The sequence below is a fragment of the Polymorphospora sp. NPDC050346 genome, assembly GCF_040655695.1.
GTDB lineage: Bacteria > Actinomycetota > Actinomycetes > Mycobacteriales > Micromonosporaceae > Polymorphospora > Polymorphospora lycopeni.
In genome coordinates this window covers 39,779-63,690 of record NZ_JBFAKM010000026.1, presented here as the reverse complement: position 1 = coordinate 63,690, position 23,912 = coordinate 39,779, and the positions used below count along the sequence as shown (strand labels likewise).

The 23,912-nt window shown below is 66.3% G+C and carries 15 protein-coding genes; 8 read left to right on the top strand and 7 right to left on the bottom strand.

What is annotated here, in order from left to right; genetic code table 11:
* Window positions 1-279 precede the first annotated feature (279 nt).
* The 8 genes from dpdE to dpdD are packed head-to-tail and all read left to right on the top strand — an operon-like array spanning window position 280 to window position 17,588.
* Entirely contained in the window at window positions 280-3,543 is a 3,264-nt protein-coding gene (gene dpdE, locus AB0I42_RS24625; protein WP_357540448.1) for a protein DpdE, read from the top strand.
* Entirely contained in the window at window positions 3,533-6,085 is a 2,553-nt protein-coding gene (gene dpdF / locus AB0I42_RS24620; RefSeq protein WP_357540446.1) for a protein DpdF, read from the top strand. Before dpdE ends, dpdF begins: the two co-directional genes overlap by 11 nt.
* Window positions 6,079-6,975 carry a protein DpdG gene (dpdG, locus tag AB0I42_RS24615; RefSeq protein WP_357540444.1) on the top strand — a complete coding sequence of 299 codons (897 nt, stop codon included), beginning with the start codon at window positions 6,079-6,081 and terminating at the stop codon, window positions 6,973-6,975. Before dpdF ends, dpdG begins: the two co-directional genes overlap by 7 nt.
* Entirely contained in the window at window positions 6,968-10,036 is a 3,069-nt protein-coding gene (dpdH, locus tag AB0I42_RS24610) for a protein DpdH (RefSeq protein ID WP_357540442.1), read from the top strand. The genes dpdG and dpdH overlap by 8 nt, the downstream gene beginning before the upstream one ends.
* Window positions 10,029-10,700: a hypothetical protein gene (locus AB0I42_RS24605; RefSeq protein WP_357540440.1), complete on the top strand. Its 672-nt coding sequence runs from the start codon at window positions 10,029-10,031 to the stop codon at window positions 10,698-10,700. Before dpdH ends, AB0I42_RS24605 begins: the two co-directional genes overlap by 8 nt.
* On the top strand, window positions 10,697-15,118 hold the full coding sequence (gene dpdJ, locus AB0I42_RS24600) for a protein DpdJ (protein ID WP_357540438.1): 4,422 nt from the start codon (window positions 10,697-10,699) through the stop codon (window positions 15,116-15,118). Before AB0I42_RS24605 ends, dpdJ begins: the two co-directional genes overlap by 4 nt.
* Window positions 15,115-15,645: a phospholipase D-like domain-containing protein DpdK gene (dpdK, locus tag AB0I42_RS24595; protein ID WP_357540436.1), complete on the top strand. Its 531-nt coding sequence runs from the start codon at window positions 15,115-15,117 to the stop codon at window positions 15,643-15,645. Before dpdJ ends, dpdK begins: the two co-directional genes overlap by 4 nt.
* A complete protein-coding gene (dpdD, locus tag AB0I42_RS24590; protein ID WP_357540434.1) occupies window positions 15,642-17,588 on the top strand; it encodes a protein DpdD in 1,947 nt (648 codons plus the stop codon). Before dpdK ends, dpdD begins: the two co-directional genes overlap by 4 nt.
* 50 nt (window positions 17,589-17,638) lie before the next feature.
* On the opposite strand, the gene dbpB (AB0I42_RS24585) is transcribed toward dpdD, so the two are convergent.
* From dbpB (AB0I42_RS24585) to queE, 7 genes are read right to left on the bottom strand one after another with little or no spacing between them, the layout of a single operon-like run.
* Entirely contained in the window at window positions 17,639-18,787 is a 1,149-nt protein-coding gene (gene dbpB, locus AB0I42_RS24585) for a DGQHR domain-containing protein DpdB (RefSeq protein ID WP_357540432.1), read from the bottom strand.
* Window positions 18,765-20,024 carry a tRNA-guanine transglycosylase DpdA gene (gene dpdA / locus AB0I42_RS24580; RefSeq protein WP_357540430.1) on the bottom strand — a complete coding sequence of 420 codons (1,260 nt, stop codon included), beginning with the start codon at window positions 20,022-20,024 and terminating at the stop codon, window positions 18,765-18,767. Before dpdA ends, dbpB (AB0I42_RS24585) begins: the two co-directional genes overlap by 23 nt.
* Window positions 20,021-21,166 (bottom strand): DGQHR domain-containing protein DpdB, encoded by a 1,146-nt coding sequence (gene dbpB / locus AB0I42_RS24575; RefSeq protein WP_357540428.1) that lies wholly within the window; start codon window positions 21,164-21,166, stop codon window positions 20,021-20,023. The genes dpdA and dbpB (AB0I42_RS24575) overlap by 4 nt, the downstream gene beginning before the upstream one ends.
* Window positions 21,163-22,113, bottom strand: a complete 951-nt coding sequence (locus tag AB0I42_RS24570) for a hypothetical protein (RefSeq protein WP_357540426.1) — start codon at window positions 22,111-22,113, stop codon at window positions 21,163-21,165. The genes dbpB (AB0I42_RS24575) and AB0I42_RS24570 overlap by 4 nt, the downstream gene beginning before the upstream one ends.
* Window positions 22,113-22,913 (bottom strand): GTP cyclohydrolase FolE2, encoded by an 801-nt coding sequence (gene folE2, locus AB0I42_RS24565; protein WP_357540424.1) that lies wholly within the window; start codon window positions 22,911-22,913, stop codon window positions 22,113-22,115. Before folE2 ends, AB0I42_RS24570 begins: the two co-directional genes overlap by 1 nt.
* Window positions 22,913-23,269: a 6-carboxytetrahydropterin synthase QueD gene (gene queD / locus AB0I42_RS24560; RefSeq protein WP_357540422.1), complete on the bottom strand. Its 357-nt coding sequence runs from the start codon at window positions 23,267-23,269 to the stop codon at window positions 22,913-22,915. Before queD ends, folE2 begins: the two co-directional genes overlap by 1 nt.
* Window positions 23,269-23,907, bottom strand: coding sequence for a 7-carboxy-7-deazaguanine synthase (gene queE, locus AB0I42_RS24555; RefSeq protein WP_357540419.1), 639 nt, complete (start codon window positions 23,905-23,907; stop codon window positions 23,269-23,271). The genes queD and queE overlap by 1 nt, the downstream gene beginning before the upstream one ends.
* Between the last annotated feature and the right edge of the window lie 5 nt (window positions 23,908-23,912).

Sequence of the window (23,912 nt, the reverse complement as noted above, 5' to 3'; positions counted from 1 at the left end):
TGAGTGGCCGCAAATATGGCGCCCGCGAAGTCGGTGAACAGTGCGTCCGGCAACCGAGTTGAGATCCACTCCGCTCGGGAATGGCAACCTAAACAATCCATCTGATCCAACCGGCGCCGCGGAACCAGCGGTTTGCGCTAGACCGCAGGAGGGCGTGCGACACGCCTGCACCTTCGGGTAGATCTCCTAGAATGCGCGCACCTAATGATGACGTTCAGATAGCCGGCGGGAGGCGTTTTGCTGATCAGCAACTCTCGAGGTCTTCGCTACGCTGACCCTGTGCCATCGCTCCTCGCTAGCTACCCTACGGGACAATTCGTACAACACCCTACCATTCCCGGCGTTGCAAAGATTCGTGCTTACGACGGGGGACGCCTGCTTGTCGAGTCTTTTGAGTCAGCCGCGCAGCCGGTCGCTCGGAAATGGTCGCTCCCTGCGGAGCAGTGTCAGATCGTCACCCTGCCGCTGCAAACGCGGGTGTACTGGCCAGGGGAGGACGGCAGCGGTGCCTGGCAGGCCGGGCGCGTTGTGGGTGGCGGCCCGCAGCGCTATGCGGTTCGCCTGCCCAATCGGGAATTCGATCTTCAGATTCCCGTCGAGGAACTGTACGTACGGTGGAATAGGCCGATTCAGTCACCAGTAGAGGTACTCGCGGCCGGCGCGAACGAGTCGGGATACTTCCGGGACGCGCGGATTCCGATGCTGTACAGCCTGATGGGACAACGTGCCGCATCGGCCAACTTCTCGGCTCTGGTTTCATCCGCCATCGAGATTTACCCCCACCAGGTGGACGCCGCTCTGACCGTGCTTACCGACCCGGTGCAGCGGTACCTGCTGGCGGATGAAGTAGGCCTTGGGAAGACCATCGAAGCTGGACTGGTCCTTCGCCAGCACCTTATCGATCATCCGTCGGACCGGATTGCCGTGCTCGCACCGGACGTCCTACGCCGCCAGTGGAGCGCTGAACTCCGTACCAAGTTCTTCATCGACGACTTCCCGAACGCCGAGATTCGGATCGGGCAGCATGAGACTCCCGCACGCTGGCGTGAGTACCACGGCTTCGACCTGGTCATCGTCGATGAGGTGCACAATCTCACGCGGGCGGGCAATCCGACGGAGACGCCCTACCTGGAGTTGGCTTCTCTGGCGCACTCGGTGCCCCGGCTGATCCTTCTTTCCGCGACACCCGCCGCGGCTCGCCCGGAACAGCACCTCGGCCTTCTACACTTGCTCGATCCTACCCTCTACAAGTGGTCCGATCTGGAGCAGTTCCGGGCTCGTTTCGAGGATCGGCGACTGCTCGCCAATGCCGTCCACGGTCTCAACGCCGAGTTCGAGATGCTGCTGCCAGACGTGCTTGGCGAAATCGCCACGCAGATCCCTCAGGACGTGACGTTCAATCGGCTCGCGGACGAGGTGCGCAAGTTCCTTACGGAATTCGGTGATCTGCACGAAGAGGCGGACCGGCCGCGATTGGTCGAGGCGTTGGAAGTGTTGCGCGCGCATATCAGCGAGACGTATCGGATGCACCGTCGAATGATCCGGCACCGCCGCGCCGACGTGTTGTCGACGCGTGACGACGACTTGATACCCTTCGAAGTCAGCAGCCGCAGTCGGCCGTTCACCCTGGCGTTCGGCAGTCAGCGTGCAGCGTTGTTGCAGGGTGCCCTGCTCGAATGGCAGCAGCGAGTCGCCCGATGGCTTCTCGACCACGACGGCGAAGGACAGGCCAGCTACGGCCAGGTGCTCGCGGTTCTTGCCAGCCGGGTCGACGAGCTCTCCAATGATCTGATCGACGCCCTACGGTGGCGGCTGGACGGCACCGCCGCAGCCGCGGACCGGGCCGGGCTGTCGGCATCGGAGCGGGCGCTGCTCAGCAACGTGCCAGTGCTGCCGACGGAGCGTCAGACGCTGACCGAACTGATTGCCACGACGATTGCTCCGGCGCCGTTCCTCGGCAGGCTGGGCCAGGCGCTGAAGGGTGCCCAGCGCCCGATCCTGTTCTGCGGGCCCGGGCGGCTGGCGGACGAGCTCGCCACGTTGCTGTTGCTGCGCACCAAGTGGTCGATCCTGCGCCACACCCGAGGCCGCGACAGCCAGCACATCGCGGCTGATCTGACGAGCTGGCGTTCGGGCGGACCCAGCCTGTTAATCATCGACGACAGCGGCGAGGACGGGGTGAACCTGCAGGAGGCGGACGTCGTCGTACACCTGCGGCTGCCCTGGTCACCGAACCGGCTGGAGCAGCGGCTGGGCCGGGTCGACCGCTTTGCCGGCTGGTCCGGCGCGGGTAAGGAGCCCGCCGCTCAGCACTGTGAGTCGGGCGGGAGCCCGGACGAGTCGTTCAGCGCCGCCTGGCGCGAACTGCTGGTCGACGCGGTTGGCGCCTTCGACGGATCCCTGTCGGCGTTGCAGGACCGGCTGGACGAGCTTCAGGAGGAGATCTGGGAGGCCGCCCTGCTCGACGGTCCTACCGCGATCACCAACCGGACCAGCGAGGTCGCCGCCGCCCTGCGCAGGGAGCGGACCGAGATTGAGGCGATGGACGCGCTGGAGTCCATCCACGAGGATCGCAACGGCCTCCGGGTCGCCCGGGCGATCGCCCGCATGGAACAGGGATGGCAACGTCACGAGCGGGCGCTACGCGCGATCACTGACCACACCAGCGGCGGCATCCGCCTGACCGTGGATCCCCCTTCCGGCAGCGTAGCCAAGTTCGGCTTCAACAGCAGCGCCCCGCCGCTGATCTCGCCGCTGATCCTGGCGCAGGCCCGCAGGCGGTTGCCAGACGGCAGCATGACCGGAGCCTTCAACCGCAACATCAGCCTGCAGAGCGCCGGCATGCAGGGGAGCGGCATTCGGCTCTTCCGGATCGGTAATCCCCTGGTCGAACTGCTCGGCTCGGTCATGGCTATCGATGACCGGGGGCAAGCGTCCGCTCTGTGGCGCCCCGGCCAGCCCCAGGAAACGGTGCATTTCGGGTTCGAGGTGGTGGTCGAGGCCGACCTGACGGCAGCCCTGGGACACAGCAAGTCGAGTGAGGATGCCCGGCATGCGATTCGTCGCCATGCTGACCTGTTGCTCCCGCCCTATATTGAGCGGGTTTGGGTGGATACCGCCGGTGAACGGGTCTCCGACAAGCAGTTGCTCGCCTGGCTGAACGCCCCGTATGGTCCCCGCGACATCAACCTCAACGCCGACCGTATCGCCCCGGTCCTCAACGGATTCGGCGGCCTCGCCCACTTTGCGCGAGCGGCACGGACGGCTGAGGCGACCGCCCGCGAACTTGTCGCTGGCAGCGAGAGCCTACGGGAGAAGAGCACAGCCGCGTACGAGGAGAGTCATCGCCGGCTGGCAGTCCAGCGAGCACAGGCGCTGGCACGGCAGACCGCCGGCCGGCTCCTGTCCGACACTGAGAGTTACCTGACCGATGTTGATATGGCCGACCTCCTGATCGACGGTCTTCGCCACCCGACGATTCGGATAGTCGCCGCGACATGCATCGTCAGCGGCAACCAATGGGGGATCAGACGTGCACCATGATGACTGGCGTACCGCGCAGTCGATCTGGCAGGCCTGGCCGGAGGGCGGGGCGATCGAGGCGGTGGGCACGTCCCGGCGGTTGCGCGATGCGCTGGCCGGCCTGAGTACCGGTGCTGCCCGCTGGCGTGACGTGGCGGCCTTGACCCGGCAGGTTCTCATCGAGCACCAGGCCCGCACTGGAGTACGGGACTCGCTGCTCGTACCCCGGGATCCCGGCCTTCCGGACGAGACGCAGTGGAAGTCGGCTCGTTGCACGGTCCTCCCGACCGCCGCCGGTCTGCGCATCAGCGCCGAACCATGGGTGCCCGAGGGCAAGGACTCCGCGACGCCGGCGGCCGAGGAGGACCTGAACCAGGTCTACGCCGAGATGTCGGACCGGCAACGGGACCTCCCTGCCGACCCGTTCTGGACCGAGGCGCTCGGTTTCGGGCACTACTCGTCGTACGGGCAGCGGGAGGCCGCCCGAACGCTGGCCACCGCGCCGGGCGGCGGCACGGTGATCCTCTGCCTGCCGACCGGCCAGGGCAAGACCGAGGTGGCCTGGGCCAGCACGCTCCCGGCGACTCGCCACGGCGGGGTGACGGTCATGGTGGTGCCGACCGTCGTGCTCGCGCTGGACATGGAGCGGCGGCTGCGGCGCCAGTTGGCCAAGCAGGGTGACCGAGAGGCGGCAAAACGGCTGTTCGCCTACACCGGCAGCCTCAGCGACGCCGACAAGGAGACGATCCGCCGCGACATCCGCAGCGGGCAACAGCGCATGGTGATCGCGGCGCCGGAGGCCCTTACCACCGGACTGAGCCACGCTCTTGACGTGGCTGCGGCAGCCGGTCATCTGACGCATTTAATCATCGACGAGGCGCACATCGTCGAGCAGTGGGGTAACGACTTCCGGCCAGAGTTTCAGGCCATTGCCGCCAAGCGCCGGACCTGGTTGAAGGCGGCCCCGGCGGGACGGGAGGTGGTGACCGTGGCGATGAGCGCCACCTTCACCGCTTCTCAAGTCCGTACGCTGGCCGATTCGTTCGGTGGCCCCAGCCCGGTGGAGTTGGTCTGGGCCGCGCAGACCCGGGCCGAGCCGATCTATTTCGTCGAGGACTTTGATGACCGGGCGATGCGCGACGACGCGGTCATGGGGGCGATTGGCGCGCTGCCCCGGCCGCTGATCCTCTACACCACCACGCGGCAGGACGCCGCCGATTGGGCCAGCCGGCTGCGCGGGGCCGGTTTCGGCCGGGTCACCCAACTCACCGGCGACTCCAGCGAGAGTGAACGCCGCATGGTGATCAACGGATGGCGCGGCGATGACACCACGGGCGGCGACGCCGTGACCCGGTACGACATTGTGGTCGGCACCTCGGCGTTCGGCCTGGGCGTGGACATGCCGAATGTCCGTTCCGTGGTGCACGCCTGCCTGCCCGAGACGATCGACCGCTACTACCAGGAGGTTGGTCGGGGTGGACGGGACGGACGGCCGTGCGTGGCGTTCCTGGCCACCGCGCCGACCGACCGGAGCCTGGCCGAGAGAGTCAATCGGGTCACTCTCATCGGCGACGACCTGGGCTGGGTGCGCTGGCACACCATGCGTCAGAAGTCCCGGGCAGTCGGAGATAACATGCTCGAAATCGATCTGACCGAGTTGCCCCGGCATCTGCGTGAGGAGTCGGCCCGCAACATCCAGTGGAACATCCGGCTGCTCAACCTGATGGAGCAGGCCCGCCTTATCCGCCAGGAAGCGCCGGCCCGGTGGCGCGATCAGGAGGAGAGCGATTCAACCATCGGCCACCAGGCCATCCTGCGGGTGGTTACTGAGCGGGACGGTCAGCTCAACGACCCGGCGTATTTCAAAGAGCGCCTCGGTGCGCAGCGCCAGGTGGTGCACGACCAACAGCGAGCGGCGCTGCACCAACTGGTCTCGCTGTTGCGCGGCGAACGATGCGTGTCCGAGGTTCTCGCAGAGTACTACCGGCTGAACTGGCAGGAGGGCATCCTGACCACGGCGCTCTCCTGCCGCAGTTGTCCGCACTGCCGGAGGCACCGCGACGCCGACAAGGCGACCGGGATGCGCCGGCGCGGCCTCAGCCCGTGGCCGGCAAGCGTGGATTGGCCCGGTCGACCCGATCCGCTGGCCCGGTACCGGGGTGGCAGCCCGCTGCTGAGCATCTACTGGACGCGGCGCGAACACCTTGCCGACCTGCTGCCGGACCTGATCGAGAAACTCGTCCGCCAGGGTTGCGCGGTGGTTGGCGGGGCCGGACTGACGCTCGGCCTGCTGGCGAGAGTACAGCGCCGGTCAGCGCCCTACCCGATCGTCATGGATAGCGACGAGAGTCTGGCCAGTTCGTACCAGGGGCCGATTCTGTGGGTCCTCGACCCCACGGCCACCTCGCTGCCAGAGGCGGTGGGGGTGCGCCTCAGCGGGACAGCGCCGACCTATCTTGTCCACCCGGTGGACCTGCCCGACCCGGAGCGCCCCCGTACCCCGCTCAGATACGTGAACAAGGCAATCCCGCTCGACATCCTCTCGAAGGACCCCGCATGGTAGCGCTCATCAATGTCGAATCGTCACTGCCGCGACCGCTCTGGGCGCTGGTACGGCACCTGGCCACTCAGCCCGGCCGGAAGCAATCCCTGGCGGATGCGAAGGCCCTGCTCAGCCCGCCCACCTTGTTCAAGGAAGGCACCGACACGGCGCAGGTCTTCGACAAGGCTCTCCGGCTGGCGACAGGCCTGGGGCTGGTGAGTAACGACGAAGGCAAGCTCGCCCTGCTCGAAAAGATCAACGGCGACGACATTGCCGCCTTCTACGACCTGGTCCGGTGGAGGGTACTGACCCGAGTCACCCCCGAGGCGGTGGCCACCGACCCCTCCCTGACCGACGGCAAGGACCTTCTCCGCGCGCTTTGCTGGTTCCTCACCCGCGGTAGCCAGTCGGAGGCCGTCACGAAAAAGACGTTTGGCGGTGAGCAGCACAAGGTCCTGGACGACGGCTTGGGTAACCCGCTCCAGAACGAGACACGCTGGAACCTCTTCACCTACTGGGCCCCCGCTCTCGGTTTCGCGAACTGGCAACTGCTCGGTGAGGAGGGCACACCCGGGTTGGTGCCGGATCCCACCCGAGCGGTCCGCGGTGTGGTGCGGACTCTGTGGAAACCGGGTACCCGGCTAGACGGGCAAACGTTTGTCTCCGGTCTTCTCGATGCGCTTCCCGTCTTTCCCGGCGGCGCGTTCAGCGAGGCGCTGGGACTGCCCACCGGGCCACGCGGGGTCGCCGACAGCATGGCCTTTGCGCTGCAGCGCGGCCAGGAGGACGGATGGCTGAGACTGACCACCGCCTCGGACGCCAGCAACGGCATCCAGTACCTCGATCCGGCCGCCGCCGGCGGTGTCGGACTGTTCACTGATGTCGAGATCGGAGACGTGATCCATGTCTGATCTGAAGGACCGGGTGTGTTGGACGGTCTCCACGGCGATCTCGACGCTGAGCACGGAGGCGGTCAGCCCGTCCACCGCGGTGTTCCTGGCGACCCACGCGCCACTGGCCATCCGCCGGCGTGATCCGCAACTCCTCGCCGACGTCGCCGGGGCCACCGTCACCGAGGAGGAGGTGCTCAACGATTTCCTGAATCGGCAGCCGGGCAACGGCGCGCTGCTCATGCCGGTGATCGGAGAGTCCGGCACCGGGAAGTCGCACCTCGTGCGCTGGGTCTACGAGCGCACCCGGCGATTGCCGGCCGACCACCGGGTGATCATCCACATTCCCAAGGCGAGCACGAGTCTTCGCGCCCTAGTGCGCATCCTGCTCGAGCGCGATGACATCCAGAGCGAGAAGCTCACTCAACTCCGCAACCAAGTGGACGACCTCGCCAGCGGCATGGACGAGAAGGCGCTCCAGCGGCAACTGCTGTTCACGCTGGCCGAGGCGGTCGCCGTCGCGGAGCCGGGCACCGATTCGCACCGCCGGGCACTGGTCGGCCCGGGTAAACTGGCTGAGGTGCTGCGAGACGTCGCCGTCGGACACCACCTCACGGACAATCCCCAGTCGTTGATCCCACGCCTGGCGGCGAGCCTGCTCAACGACCGAGGCGACGGCGAGTCTGACCGGCCGACCCGGTTCACCCCGGAGGATCTGCCGCACATCAGCGACGTGAACGAGGCCGCCCAGCGGGTACGGGCGCTGCTCACGATGATCATGAGCCGGCCGCAACTCCAGGCGGCCGCGGCCGAACTGATCACCGAGAATCTCTCCACCGCGGTACAGCAGGTGTTCAAGCTCGGTGGCCGACTGCAGGACGCCATGCTGACCATCCGGGAGGAGTACCGCCGGCAGGACAAGGAGATTGTCCTGCTGATCGAGGACTTCGCGGTCATCCAGGGCCTACAGCGTGATCTACTCGACGTACTGATCGAGGCCGGGGTGCGCGAGGGCAAGCAGGTGTACGCGCCCGTACGGACGCTGATGGCGATCACCTCCGGCTACTACCGCGACCTGGCCAAGACGGTTGTCACCCGGATGGAGGCCACCACCCCGTACGTCTATGACTTGGACACCGACTTCGACGATGACCCCGAGGGGCGGCAGCGGACTGAGAATTTCGTCGGTCGCTACCTGAATGCCGCACGCATTGGCGTCGAGCGGCTCGAGGCCGCAGGAGTCACTGACAACGCGCCGGTACCGAATGCCTGCCTTGACTGTCAGTTCCGCGAGTCTTGCCACGAGGCGTTCGGTGTCTCCGCGAGTGGACACGGCCTCTTCCCCTTCAATTGGACGGCCCTGCGCCGCGCCATCCGGAGCACTCCTGGCCGGGACGAGGGCGACACGTTCAACCCCCGACGCATCATCGGCCGGGTGATCCGGCCGGTGCTCGAGGACGCGGAGGAGATGGCCTCCGGCGCGTTCCCGGGTCCACGGTTCCGGGAGCAGTTTCCTTCCGTCCGTACCGAGAAGCCGCTGCGGGCGACGGTCAAGGTCGGTATCGACGAGGCGGACCCGGCCGACTCCGCGCGGCGGGCTCTGCTTCTGGAGTTCTGGGGCGACGCGCCGGAAGAGATCGTCAATCTCGAATCCGGCATCCACGACGCTTTCGCCATCCCCGCACTCGCCGTGCGGCCGCACAGTGAACGACCGGCCGTCACGCCACCGGCCAAGACGACCGACAAGCCGACGATGCCTGAGCCCGGCCCGGTAGATCCGAAGGCCGCCTGGCCCAAGTCATTGCGCATGCACCTGGCAGCAATTGAGCAATGGGAAGCCGGTCACCAGCCGCTGGTTCAGGGTACCGCCTCGGAGATCCGCCGCCTCATCAGCACAGCGGTGATCAACCGGTGCGACTGGAGCACACCTCTGATGGGTGAACCGGCCGCCGACGTCAAGAAAGCGGCGTGGCCGAACAGTTCTAGGGTGGTCTCGATCCAGGACGCGGCAGCCGAGGCGCAGAACGGGGCCGCCTCGATCCGATTCGTTCGCAACGCCGATAACGCTGTCTTCTTCTCTCGACTGCTCACTCTCCATGCGAAGGTGGAGGATCCGGGCAACGAAAAGGCTCTGCGGCGCCTCGCCCAGATCGCCGAACGGCACCAGCGGGATCTGGTCAAGGAGGTCCTGCGGGTCCGGGACGGCGACAGCGAACTTCTGGCCGAAGCTCTCCGAACCTCTCTGATCGGGGCTGCGATTGCTGGGCAAGCGCATCCGGCCATGACCGAAACGGAACTGATGGCCGCCGCCTTCGACGACGGGGCTACATGGCAGTTGGTCGATGCCGCTCTGCGGATCGATGCATGGAAGGTCGCTTTCGACAATCACCGAATCGCTCGTCCGACCCTGGTCTCGGAACTCCGGCAGTTGCTAGGTGCCCGCCAGGGCGCGACCGGCGCCACCCGGATCCTCGACACCGGTCGCGTCCTTCCGCTGATCCGACAGGCGTCCGACTGGGCTTGGCGGTCGGTTCCGTCCGCGGCCAAGTGGATCTATCCGGCCAACGTCCCGCTCACGAAGATCGATAGCCTGATCGAGAACCAGAACGCCGCGCTCCGCGAGATCAATAGGCAGGTGTCCGTGCTGATGCCACCCGGGGTGAGCCTCAACGACACCCTGACCGCCATCGACCAGGCGTTCAAGCTCGCCAGCAACGTCGGCCTTCTCCCAGGCGGGGAAGACTTCCGGCACACCTTCCCCCAGCGGCTGAGTACGGCAGCGGAGTTCAGTTCCCAGGCCCTCGACCAGTTGCGGCGCGACCTTCAGCAACTGGACAACGCGGACGACAGCAAATGGCGGAAACTCGCCATCGCCACGGCCACCCGGAGTCGGGGCGCCACTTTGAAACCGCTGACCGATTTCCTGGCGGAATGCGACGCCTGGCTCACCAACAGTTTGAAGGCGGCCGAGTTGCGCACGAGCGGCGCTGGCAACGACATGGCTGAACAGGTCAAGGCCGTCTGTATCGAGTGGGAGCAGATCGTGGGCCAGGAGTTGGCGCGAGGGGAATTCGATGAGTGATCAGTCCGTCATGGAAAAGGCCCTGCAACTCGCTGCCGCGGCCCGCCAGATTCAGATAAGCCAGGCGGAGGAGGTCAGCACCTTCGCAACCACGACCAAAATCGATCAGCTTCACGAGCGACTCGGCCGGCTGCGCATCGTGCTTGAGGCCGCCCGGCGCCTGAACGCCCACGGCGCGTCGATCGATCTGCAGAAGACCGAGAACGGTCTGTCAATCTTCCGGCAGCGCGCGGCAGGCGGCGTGCCTTCCGACTCGGCGCTGAACGGCGCCATCGCCAAGGTGACACGGGTGGGGGAGGACATCGGCGCCCGCCTGGCGGAGACGTGGCACGCCTGGTGCACCGAGCGACTCGCCGAGTTGCGCCGAGATCGGCTGGTGATGCTCGAGGGAGCGGAGGCCACGACTGCCGGCGCAGGCATGAAAGATCTCGAAAAGCTGCGCGCCGGTGAGCCCCGCGCCGCAGCCATCACCCAATTCCTGGCGGTCCACGGTTCGCTGCGTGAGCAACTCGACGCGGCGCCGGACCCGGACCCGAAACTGCTCGATCTATTGCAGCGGCTCACCGTGGGTACGACGCTCGACAAACTGACGGTGGACGACCTCCGCCTGCTCAGCGAACGCGGACTCGCCCGCACGGTTCAAGTCCGGCGGAGGGTGACATGACTGTTCCACAGCGCTTCCTGTCCGAAATTCTCGATGACATCGAGGATCTCGAACTGCCCCTCCTGACATGGGGCGTGACCAGCGGTGTGATCTCCCGTGACGAACTGCGGGCGGTGATCGAGAATCGCGTCTACGCCCTGGGTGCACCGGAGGTGTCGGTCGACGACGTGCTGCAGGAGTTGGACGACCGGGGTTTGGTGATCACGGTGTCTCCCCGGACGTCACCGCCCACCTACCGGACGCGGCTGGCCGAGACGGTCCGCCTCACCGCGGCCCTGCGCCAGATCTTTCCGCCCCGAGACGGCAGCAAACGGACCGGACGCTGGTGGGATGGGGCGCCGCGCCTGGTCGCCGACTACCGTCTGCACGTCGACCGACGTCGCTACCCAGCCCGGAACGTTCCCGCCGCTGAGGTGGTCGCGGCACTGCCATCAGCGAACGGAACGGGCCTCGACACCCGGCAGCGCGCAGTCATCGAGGCCCTGCTGGGCAAGCGTGACCTGGCCCGTTTCCAGGTAGATGCCAGTATCGCGATCCGCGAAAACCTCCTCGCCGGCGGCGGCCGTGCCGTCATCGTCGGCGCCGGGACGGGCAGCGGGAAGACTCTGTCGTTCTACCTGCCGGCGCTGCTGGCCATGTCCGACCATGCCTACACCGGCGGCACCGGGGTACACACTCTCGCGCTGTACCCACGCAACGAACTCCTGCGCGACCAACTCCGGGAGGCGGTCGCCAACACCACCGCGATCAATGGGGCGCTTACCGCGTACGGCAACCGCGGTCTGCGAATCGGCGTCCTATACGGCGACACCGTTTACAACGCCGCGGACAGGCGGCTGACCGGCCACCGCGTGGACGGAGCGTGGGCTCGCCACGGCGCGGATGCCATCTGTCCCTACCTCAAGTGTCCGAATTGCCGCGGTGACTTGGTGTGGGCGGAGGTGGACCGATCGGCGGTGACGCCACGGGAGCACCTGCAGTGCATCGACCCGAGTTGTGATCAGCCAGTGATCGAGCATCTGGTACTGACCCGGGAAGGCCTGTACCGGGATCCGCCCGACCTACTTTTTACCAGCACCGAGATGCTCAACCTGAGCAGCACGGATCCCCGGCAGGGCGCCCTGCTCGGCTGGAACGGCCGCCGGGTGCCCCGGCTGGTGCTGCTTGACGAGGCGCACACCTACAGCGGCATGCACGGCGCTCAGGTGGCCCTGCTGTTGCGGCGGTGGCGCAGCGGGCTCGGCGGGAAGCAGGCGACGATGGTCGGCTTGAGCGCGACCCTGCGCGACGCGGCGGACTTCTTCAGTGAACTCACCGGTGTCGACCGGCACGATGTCGACTACTTGACCCCCCGCCCCGAGGACATGGACGAGGAGGGCCGCGAGTACGCGATGGCGGTCCGGGTGGACCCGGTGTCGCGGGTGAGCCCGCTGTCGACCACCATCCAGGCTGCGATGCTGCACGCTCGTGTCCTCGATCCTCGCGGGGACGAGTGGCTCTACGGCTCGCGGGGATTCGTATTTACCGATGACTTGGACGTGACGAACCGTCTGTTCAACGATCTCTCGCACGCGGAAGGCCACGGCCCGGGACGGAACAACCGGTCGCCGGTGCTCGCCGGGCTGCGTTCGAGGGACAGTGGCACCGACGAGCAATTTGTGAACGGTCAGCGGTGGGACCTGGTCCACGCCACCAAGCGGGAACTGGATCCGCTAGCTGTCCGCTACGGTCTGCGCGTTACCCGTACCTCCTCACAGGACAGTGGGGTGGATCAGGATTCGGACTTGGTGGTGGCGACCGCCTCCCTCGAGGTCGGCGTGGACGACGACCGGGTCGGATTGGTTCTGCAGCACAAGGCGCCGCGCGACGCGGCGTCGTTCTTGCAGCGACGTGGGCGGGCTGGTCGGCGTCGCCTGACCCGGCCGTGGACCGTGGTGACGCTGTCGGACTTCGGCCGGGATCGGCTGACCTACCAGGCGTACGACCAATTGTTCGCACCGGAATTGCCACCCCGGCGGCTGCCGGTGGGTAATCGTTTCGTACTGAAGATTCAGGCCGCCCAGTCGATGCTGGACTGGATCGGACGGCGCGCCCAGTGCGATAGCCGGCAAGTGGTTCGGGCACCTGCCTCCGGCAAGTCCCGGCATCGGGATGCCGACGCTGTCGTCAAGGAACTGAAGGTCCTGCTGGAGGACACAAAGACACAGGACGACCTTGCGACCTGGCTGCGGCGATCGCTGGGCATCCCGGCCGATGAGGTCATCGCGCTGATGTGGGAGGCGCCTCGCTCATTGCTGCTGGCGGTGGTGCCGACAATCCTACGCCGCCTGGAGACGGACTGGCGGACGGAGGAGGCCGGCGCGCGGCCGGGCTCGATGCTGCCAGAATTCGTGACCCGAACGCTCTTCGATCCGCTGAACCTGCCGGAGGTGACGTTTCGGTTGCCGTTCAAGGCGGACGACGAACGCATGCCAATCGAACGCGCTCTCCGCGAAGCCGTGCCGGGCCGGGTGAGTCGCCGGTACGGTTACCGGAACGCCTACGACCGAACCTGGCTGCCGTTGCCCGGACCCCGAGACGGTGGCGCCCTGGACATCACCTCCTTCGTTGAGCAGTACGACGACGAAGGACTCTGGCAACCACCCGGCGGGCCCGCGCTCCGGGTGCTCCGTCCGCACGTCATCAAGCTCACCGAGCCGCCACGTGACGTCAAGGATCAGTCACAGGCAATTCCAGTCTGGGAGTCCGAGTTCGTTCCGGACCATCTTTACGGCGGCGCGATCCCGAAGCCGTCGCTGTGGGAGGAGCGCATTCGGTCGGTCGGATTCGCGACCAGCGCGGCCGGTAATCCCGTCGAGGTGCGCCGCATGACCACCGGCGCGAACTGCACAACTCAGATCGGTACGGACCGGACCACCCGCAAGGTGGAATACCGGCACCAGGACGCGCCGGCCGCGCTCGGATTCCGGCTGAACGTCGACGCGATCCGGTTCACGATCTCGGCGCTAGACCCGTCCGACGAACGGATCGTCACCTACATGCGCTCGCCGCAGTGGCGCTTCCAGGCTTTCAAGGCCGCGCTCGCGGCCGATCCGGAGCTCGATGAGAACGTCAACGTGTTCGCGCGAGGATGGCTGGCCCTCGTGTACACCACCGCCTATGCCCTCGCGCGATGCGGCGACGGCCCCGACGATTCCGAGGCGGCACATCGATCGCTGTCCGACGGTCGGTGGTCCGATCAGGTCGAGCAAGTGCTCAACGCCATCTACCGCAGCGAGGGCAGCGGCGCCGCCCCGGACCGTCTCACCGCCGACCTGCGGCATCTGGCCACTCTGAAAGCTGTCCGGGAGTCGGTCGACCGACACAGCCAACTGCTTTGGTGCGAAGACATCGGCGTGCGGACCGCCGACCTGGCGCGTCGCGCGTACCGGGAAACCATCGCCGCAGCGGTCCTGGCTGCCGCCCAACGTGCCTGCCCCGACGCGCAGGACGGCGATCTCACGGTTGACGTGATCGCGCCGGACACGCCAGACGGGGTCACCACGATCTGGCTGAGCGAGACGGCACTCGGCGGGCTGGGCGTCATCACCCAATTGGTGCCCTACTACCAGGAGGATCCACGCCGATTCTGGTCGTTGGTCGACAACGCCCTTTCCCCCAGCGACTACGAATACCTCCACGACACCCTCACACAACTGCTGCAACACATTGTCGATGACCCGTACTCGACGGCGGCTCGGCAGATAGCGGTCCTGCGCAACCCGCCGTCGGCCGGCGCGGCCGAGGAGGCGTTGCGCGAGCTCCGCCGAGCCTGGGCGACGATCGACGGGTACCCCCGGCAACAGGCCGTCTCCGCGCTCTCCGCACGTCTGCTCCGTAAGGGAACGGATCAGAACACCGATCGGCTGGTGCTCGAGTTGACACGGACCTGGGACGAGACGCAGATGCAGTTGGGCTTCGAAGTCGACGCTGCGGTGTTCGCCTACCTGGTCGGCAAGGGGCATGTCGCCGTGCCCGGCCTGGACACCCGCCGGTACGGTGCGGATCAGGTCTACAGCCTGCTCTGGCCGCGCGGCGCCGAGGCCCGCTCCCAGCAGTTGGTGCACTATCATCCGTTCGCGCCGGGCGCGCTGCTGGACCGCCTGCTGGTGCAGGCGGCTCATGACCAGCGGCTGACCCGGATAGATGTGACGGCCGCGGGTTGGCGGCAGAGGTACGTCGCGGTGATCACGTCCGACGGTGCGGTACAACTGACCGCGCCCGTCGACCGAACGGCTGACCTGACCGCGGCCATGCGCCGAGTGCCGACCACGGCGGTGGATCATGGCGGGCTGCGGGTGTACGGCCACATCCGCTCCGTGGACCGGGAGGCCGGACAGATCCGCTGCGTCGTGGAGATTCGGGAGTTCGCCCAGTGACCGACGAACGAGTGGTACGCACCAGTGCGCGTACCGGGGTGCGGATCGACGGGATTCTGGCCACGGCTTTGCTGGCCGAGCTTATGACGCCCAGTCCGCAACTGTGGCTGGTATCGCCGTGGATAGGTGACGTGGACGCGATCGACAACCGGAGCGCGGCGTACGACGCGGTCTTCCCCGACCCGTCCAGTCGGATATACACACTTGCCGAGGTGTTGGCCGGCATCACGCGCGCCGGTGGCCGCGTTTCCGTAGCCATCCGGCCCGACCAGTTCAACAACGTCTTTCTCACCCGGCTTGTCCGGCACGCGGTCAGCGGCTCGGTCAACGTTATCAAGGTCGAGGACGTGCACGAGAAGACGCTGTGCGGCGACGACTGGCTGATCACCGGTTCGATGAACTTTACCTACCGGGGCATGGCGGTAAACGACGAGGCCATCAGCTATCGCGTCGATCCGGCGATGGCCGCCGCGGCGCGGCTGGATTTCGAGCGCCGGTTCGGTACGCGGAGCGAGGCGACGCGGTGAATCACGAGACCTTTCTCGACACCTTTTTCGGCCCGGGCAACGCGAGTTGGCCCGGGCGCGACCCCGGTTCGAACACGGCCAGGTTCCTGGCCGAATTCCTGGCGGCGTTCGCCGTGCAGGGATCCGACGTACCGTACATCCTGCCGCGCAACGAGCCCGGCAAGGACCGCAAGAACGTCTACGTGATCCCCCGGGATGCCCGGAAGGCCACCACCGTACGCGAATGGTTGAACGCCTTCGTGGTGCCCAGCCATGCCGTATTCGCCGACCGCCCGGAGCCGCTGCGTGCCGGCGATCCGATCGACGACGCAGTGGCCACGTTCGCCGGGCATCGACGAGCCTTCGTCCTGGAATACTCCCAGGCCACCTCCAAGGAACTTTGGATCGCTCTGAAGCGGATGCACCGGGTCGTCGCCGATCAACCGGCCACGCAGTGGAGCGAGACTCTGCCGGTGGGCCGGCTGCTCGCCGAGTTCGACCTGGCCATGGCCTCGGGCGACCACCGCAGCTCCGCCGAGTTGTTAAGCCGTCTCGAGAGTGCCGGCCTGGGCGGCATGAACATCGCCTACCTGACGGTCAAACGACTGGCTCGCATGGGACGGCACAGCGAACTGCTGCGCCTGCCCAACCTGCGCGATATCGTGACCACCCGGCCGCCGGCACCGGTCCGCGAGGCCGTCCTGGACGCCCTGCACTCGACCCTGGTCGCCGCCCCTCTCATGGCAGGCGATCTGGATGCCGCGCGAGAGGTGCTGAGGCGTGATGCCTCGCTGGCGCCGGTACTGGGCGACGGGCCGCTGAGCGACCTCGGCGTCGACGCCTTGACGGTACTGGCGCTCACCTCGGCAGCCAGCAGGAACGCCGACCTCTGGCACCGGCTTCGCGCCGATGAGGACGCCTGGCAGCGTCTGGTTGATGCGCCGCTCGGCATCGTCGAGTCGGTCGATCCGATTCTCCGGTCGTACACCGTCGAGGCCGAGATGGCGAAGGAGGAAGAAGAAGGCCGGGAGGCCGAAACACGCCTGGCCCCGGCCAGTTGGACCGAACTGGCCGAGGCGATCGCCGCCGGCGACGACGTCCGGCCGTTGCTGGCTGAGGAGACGTGGCGTTCCTGGGAACCTGCCGCGGCCGCCGACCAGGCCCTTGCCGATCGGCTGAACAGCCTTGACGACGCCGGTGCCGAGCGTGCCTGGGAAATCGTCGGCGCGTTTGTCGACGCTAACGGATTCGGCGAGCCGGCCGGGCGGACCGCTCGGGCCTTCCTCGGTAACGCTTTTACTTACGGTCGATTCCGATCCAGCGACCTGGCCGGCATCGTCGCCCTTCTCGAGATTGCGTTGCGAGACGGGTTGACCGCGAGTGATTACCGGCAGTTGTTGGCCGATCTCGGAGCTGAGTCGGATCGCTGGGTCAGCGTCAATAACGCTTCTGTCGTGCTCGACGTGTGCGACTCCATCGTGCGGGGCCCGGAACCTGATCCGGAGGCCCGCGAGCAGATCGTGAGCACCTTGCTTTCTCCCTTGTCCAACCAGCGGACCCGGTTGGAGGCCGATCAGCTCGCCCTCGCCCGGATTATCGATGGCGAACTCGGGCTCGGCCTGCTGTGGAACGTCGAAGGGCAGCCCGGCGTGTCGTACACCGTGCCGGACACGGCACGGGAGATTCTGCTCTACTCCTTGGACGAGGGCGCTCTACGCCGGGCGCGCGAAGCGCTGGAGGCGATGGCGCCCGCGCTGACCGTACGATGCCGCAGCGATCATGTGGGCGGTCCGCAGCTGAAGCAGTGGGTTCGTCGGGCAGACATCGTGGTCATGGCCACTCGCTGTGCCACCCATGCCGCCACTGGATTCATCCGCGCTGCGGCGCGCCAGGAAACGATCATCACGGAGGCGGACGGGGCCGGCTCGGCGTCCTTGCTGCGGGCGGCGAGCGCAGCGCTTTGAAAAGACAAATCCGGGCGTACGTATTACGCGTACGCCCGGATTGTCGGCGGTCAGCGCAACTGGCTGAGCCGGTAGCGGTTCTGGAGCAGGTCCGCCACTCGCTGGATATCCTTCGGCGTGTTCTGAATGTCGTTCCACCTGCGGACGACACCATCGCTGAACTCCCACTCGCCCTCGGTCCAGTGGCAGTCCTCGGCCACGCTTTTGAGGTCGACGGCGAACTCTTCGGTACTGACGATCTCGCTGGCGTTGTCGCGGACGTGGCTGATCGCGTCCATAAGGTAGCCCATGCTGATGATGCCGGCCCCATGCATGAGCCGCGACTTGCGGGAGGGCTTATTCCAAGCGTCGGGGAAGACCTCGCTTACTGCAGACCAGAAATTGTAGAGCAGCGTGAGCATCTCCCCGATACGGGGCAGCCCGTCGTCGTTGCGGTATCGGTACAGTGCCCCGTCGGAAAGGCTGTTCTCCAGCATCCGGAGCATCGAGTTGTCCTTGATGTACCCGCTAGGATTGGTGGGGGTCTGAACCATCTGATAGAGCGGGGAGCGAGTCGCGTCGAAGTTGAGCCGTTCCAGCAGCGTGGCCGGCAGTTGTCGGACTCGCAGTGGGGTGGGCAGGGCACCGGACGCGCCCGGGAGCAACTCGTGGATCAGGCCCTTGGGTAGCGCCTTCGTCGAGTTGACCAGGATGAACTGAGATCGCTGGTCGGCTGTCTCGCTCGTGATGAAGGCGTTGATGCTGATCGGGAACTGGTCGACGTTGGCATCGCGGATGGCGGCGCAGCGCTGCTGGCCGTCCACGATGAAGCCGGGTAGCCCGTGATCCGGACCGTCGATCAGCGGGATCACCAAAGTGCCGGCCTGCACGTAGCCCAGCCCGTCCGTCGCAGCGGACGCCTGCTCGAAGTGAACTCGTTTGTCGAATGCGATAACGATCGCGTTGGGCAGCAGCGGGCTCTCGTCGGTCTCGATATAGCGGCGGATCGCCGCCACGTGTTTCAGCACCTCCGGTCGCTGATAGCCGTGCAACTCGGTGTCCTGGTCACGGCGGATCCGGGAGACCGTCGCGATCCGCGGCACCAGCTTGCCATCGACGGCGAAGGTGAAGAGGCTCCGCCCGCGTCCCTGATCGATCTTCAGCGCGGGCAGCCGGAGTTCGGTAGCTGCACCGGTCTCACACTCGGAGGTCTCGGTCACGCAGGGTCCTTCCTTCTTGGCGGGCGCGAAGCTGCTGCTCGAAAACGTACAGGTTGTGGAAGCCACGTCGTTTGTTGCGCTCTGATCCCCTGAAGATCGCAATCTCGATGCCGTGCCGCCGGCAGAGGTCACAGGAACAGTTCCGCCACGGCCGGTCGGTGAGTGTCTCACGATACTGACCATTGCGATCGGACTTGCCGTCCCAGACCTCGCTGTACCTCGCGAGCGCCCGCACGACGGAATCCACGTCCGTTCTGTCCTGGTCGTACTGCCGCAGTTGTTCGAGTGCTTCCCGTTCGAGGGACATCGCCGTGCCCTGGCTGATCTCGCCGGACCTGATCCGCGCCTTTAGTTTGGCGTTGCCGTCCACCTGCGGCACCCGCAGAGCTACGTACGTTCGCGACGGTGTGTAGTAGTTGTCGCGGTCATCCTTGAACGCCTGACGGAACGGCGACGTGCTGTCGAAGCTGGTGACTCCGCCTTCGGCGAACTTCGGAACGTCATCACAACGGCTGATACCCAGCAGGTGTACCTCCATGTCGTCCCGGAGTACCTGCTTGATCACCGCGAGACAGGCCAGGATGTCACGCGACTTGAGCGGCACCATTCCGCCGAGTGCGATGTGCCGATAGCCTAGGTCCTGCAGTTTGCTCACCGCCTCGGCATACGACGCGGGGCTCCACCCTTGCGCCACGCCGTAGGGAATGAATCTCGCTCGCCTCGTCTCGCATCGGTCGAGGAACCTCTCCGCGAGTTCAAGCGTGATCCGCTGACGCTCCGCCCACCCTTCGTCGCGGGCCTTTTCCGTGCTCGCGGCGGGGTCGTACTGGAAGATGACGTGGTCGACGGAAATGCCGTAATCGAATCCGCATCCGGCGTAGAAGTCGATCACCTCATCAACCGTGTACGGCGGCCGTACCTCGGAAACGTAGGAGAACGCCCCGCAGTCTCCCATGATTTTTAGGGGCGTGTGACCGTGGTCCAGTCGGAAGAACTGGCGGGCGCCCTCACGGTAGAGCCGATGCCGCTGGGCCACGGTGTACTTGCCGGCGCTGCTGCCGGCCTGGCCGTCGACAATGGCTTTCGAGACGAGCAGGCCGTCGAACGGTGCTCCGGTCAGCACCTCGTGTGCGTACAGATCGTCGCGCTGGCGCACTCGGAACGGGTTGTGCTCCTCGGTGTCGAAGTCGAAGTTGGGATCGACCTGATCCTGGCTGTCAGGAAAGAAGAATCTCACGCCAACTCCACCCGGGTGTTGCGGTGGACCCGGATCAAATAGCTGGACAACTCTTGAATGTGCCGATGCATATTCTCTATCTCGTTCCAGCGCAGGCCGAGGTCTTCCCAGGTGCCTGCGGTCCAATGGCAATACGGCGCGATGAGCGCGAGGTGCTGCCGGATGGTCTCCGGAGCTTGCGGGCTCCGCGGGTCTACCACGCCGAGAATCCGGTCCATCAGTCGACCCATCGCGCGGATGCCGGCGCCGTGCATCAGCCTGCTTCTGTTGGTGGATTTACCCCAGGCGTCGGGAAAGGTGTCCCGGACCGCCGCCCAATAGATAAAGAGAGCCTGCAGGATCCCATCGAAGTCGGTCTCGTTCCGGCTGACGTCCCGGTAGGGGAACAGGCACCCGGACGGTGATGTGAGGCTCTCATTGAGCATGTTGACGACGACGGTGTCGGTGATGACCGCATTTGGCGCCTGGCCCCGCGTCGTCGAGGCTCTTTTGATCAGCCCGTACATGGGTGAGGCCGGGTTCGTGTTGAGCACATCGCACAGGGCCGCGGGTGCCTTGCGGATCGCCAACCGGGGCGGGAGCGGGCTGTCCACTTCCGGGAGCAGTTCGGTGACCAAGCCCCGCGGGAGCGGACGCGTGTTGTTGACGCGCAGGAACTGATCGCGCTGCAGGCCGACGCTGTCGGCGACGAACGCGGTCACCGGCACCGGAAAGTCACTGCGGTGTGTCCGCGCCAGGGCAAGCGCCCGCTGCTGGCCGTCTACGATCCACGCCGGCTTGGGCTTCCCCTTTACCGGAAGCGGAATAGTCAGTTTGCCGGAGGTGGCGAGGCCGTCACCGGCGCCCGGCCCCCGACTGGACTCGAATCGGATCCGCGACGACAGCGCCAGGATAATCGGGTTAGGAAACAGCGATCCCTCCGTGTTGAGGTACTCGACGATCTCCTCCACGTGCCGGCGCACCTCGGGCCGCTGATAGCCGATGAGATTGCCGGCCTCGTCCCTGCTGACCCGCGAGATGTCCGCGACCTGAAGCACCTCGTCGGCGCGTAACGCGAAGACGAACAGCGGGTAGGTGCCGGTCTGGTCGATACGCAGGGCCCGCCGCACCACCTGTTTCGTGGCGACGGAGGTCGAGGTCATCCCCGAACCTCCGCCTTGATCGCGGCGAACAAGGCGTGGAATCGCGCCTGTTCACAGGACTGGCCCTCGTTGCGCAGCCGCCGCAGGAGACTCGTAGCGGACCCGGGCCCGTCGGCGAGCGACCGGCGGATGTACTCCCGCACCTCGTCATCGCCCAGTTTCCGCCCGGCGGGTCGACGCCCCGGGTCAGGCGGAGCCGCCTCGGTGGCGTCCTGAGCGAGTTGGCGGAGCGCGCTGTAGGACAGGTTGTCACCCGTCGCCCGCAGCAGATAGGCGGCAGCGCGAACGTTGAGTGCCTGCATGCTGCCGCCGACTACCGGGCGCAACGCGCCGCTCACTGGGACGACGAACTCGTCGACTTCCGCGCACCGTTTGGGCGGTCCTAGGATCGCCAGTTGCTCCCGACTGGCCATCCAGGTGACCGCCTCGCGGAGGTCGTCAGAACAGGCCCGCATATAGGATTCCGACAGCACCGCGATGACGACGGCTTGCGGGTTCTGCCGCGCCAGATCGGTGAAGGAGCGCGGCGCCGCCGCGGTCGGCCAACTCCAGCGGGTGAGTTGCCGCCACCACTCGCGCATCGCCGCCGGCGACGACCCCGCGGAGTCGCTCTCCCCCGGCGCGAAAGTCGCCGCGTAGGGAGCAAGCGACGTGTCCACAGCGACCAGTCCGTACCCGGCGGAGCAGACCCAGAGGTTCGCGGCGCTTGTAAGCGTCTGCCGAAGGTCCAGGGCGGCCTTCCAGTGCTCGCCGGCATAGAGATTGATCGCGGGAAGGACCGGAGCGGCCGTGGCGCCGAGTCGCTCTGCCCATATCGAGAACCGCTGCTCCAGCGGACGGTCCTTCAGCCCGCCGAGCCGAAGCTCGTCCGGCACCACCGCGTTTTTCCGGTTGGCGCAGGTGACGACGATGTGGACCGGCGGGAGCGCTGGCGCTACATCAGACATCACGCGTCCTTGTCACCGGTGGCCACCGTCCAGTCCAGCCGAGCGAAGGCGGCGTGATTGTGAATGCTCTCGTCGTTGACGACGTGGACGCGGAATCGAGCGATACGCTTGTCGCTACGCATGGCGACGACCACGTGACGCGCCATGTCCTCGACGAAGACCGGATTGTCGTAGCCCGCCATCGTGACATGGCGTTCATCCGGTCGTTTGAGCAGGGCATACACCGGGGAGGACGCCGAGGCCTCGGCGACATCGATGAGGTCGTCGAACCAGAGTTGTGCGTCAACCGCGGGGCGAGCCTCGATAGTGACGTAGCCACGTTGGTTGTGCGCGCCACGATCGCTGATCGCCTTGCTGCAGGGACAGACGCTGGTCACCGGGACCCGCACCTGCAACAGGACCGAGTTGGCGCCGCCGCTCGCCGCAGCCGTCAGCGTGCACTCGTACTCCGAGAACGACCGTGCCCCAGTGATCGGAGCCCGACGTTCAAGGAAGTAGGCGAACGACAGCCGCACCCGGGCGTTGCTGGTGCCGAGTCGGGTACGCACGTCCTCGGCGAGGCTGAGCGCGGTCGTCGCGTCCAATTGGTCCCGCCAAGCATGCAGGACCTCCACGAACCGGCTCAGATGGGCGCCCTTGACACCCGCCTCGAGGCTGACCGACATGTCGACGGTGGCGACCGTCTCCCGCTTGATGCCCTGCCCGTCCGCGATCAACAACGGATAGCGCAGTCCGTCTATCCCGACCTCGTCCAGGGCGACGCCCCGCTCGTCCGGCAGTCCCTGCACGTCCGGCAACATCACTGCTCCCCTCGATATATGCAGCCAGAAGTACACGTCTCCCGGACCATCACGGCGGACAGCGGCAACAGATCGATGAGTCGGTCCCAGATCCAGCGCGCGAGCACCTCGCTGGTTGGATTCTCCAGACCGGCCACCTCGTTGAGGTAGTGGTGATCGAGTTGCGCGTGTAGTGGCTGGAATGCCTCCTTGAGATCGCCGAAGTCCATGAGCCAGCCGGCTTGCGGGTCGACCTCACCCGTGACATGGACCTGAACTCGGTAGGAATGGCCGTGCAAACGGGCACATTTGTGCCCCTCAGGGACGTTCGGAAGCCGGTGGGCAGCTTCGAAGGTGAACTCCCGGAATATTTCCATCAGGCGATTCCTACGTATTTGTGCGTTTGCAGACTCAAACGCCATTGTGGATGCTTCATGCAGTAGCGGACGGCTGCCTCGGTGTTCAGCGCCCGGTCCGGTCCGTCCATCGGCTGAAGCATGAAGTGCTCGAACTCCAGGTTCTCGAACAGTTCGGGCTCTGCGCCCGGCTGCGGAAAGACTAGTTTCAGGTCGTGTCCACGGGTCAGCACGACCGCTGCGCCCGCCTTCGGGCTGACACAGATCCAATCGAGGCCGGCCGGTGCCGGCTGGGTGCCGTTGGTCTCGACCGCCACCTCGAAGCCGGCGTCGTGCAGGGCCCGCACGGCGGCGCCGTCGAGTTGCAGCAGTGGCTCACCGCCGGTGCAGACGACGTAGGGCTTGCTCCGCGGGTGCGGCTCGCCTGCCCAGGCACGGGTGACTGCGGCAGCCAGGTCCGCCGCAGTACGGAACCGTCCGCCGCCGGGCCCGTCCGTGCCGACGAAATCGGTGTCACAGAACTTACAGATTGCACGGTGCCGGTCCTTCTCCCGGCCAGTCCACAGATTGCAACTGGTGAACCGGCAGAAAACGGCAGGCCGTCCAGCATGCGTGCCCTCACCTTGAAGGGTGTAGAAGATCTCTTTGACGCGGTACACCGCAG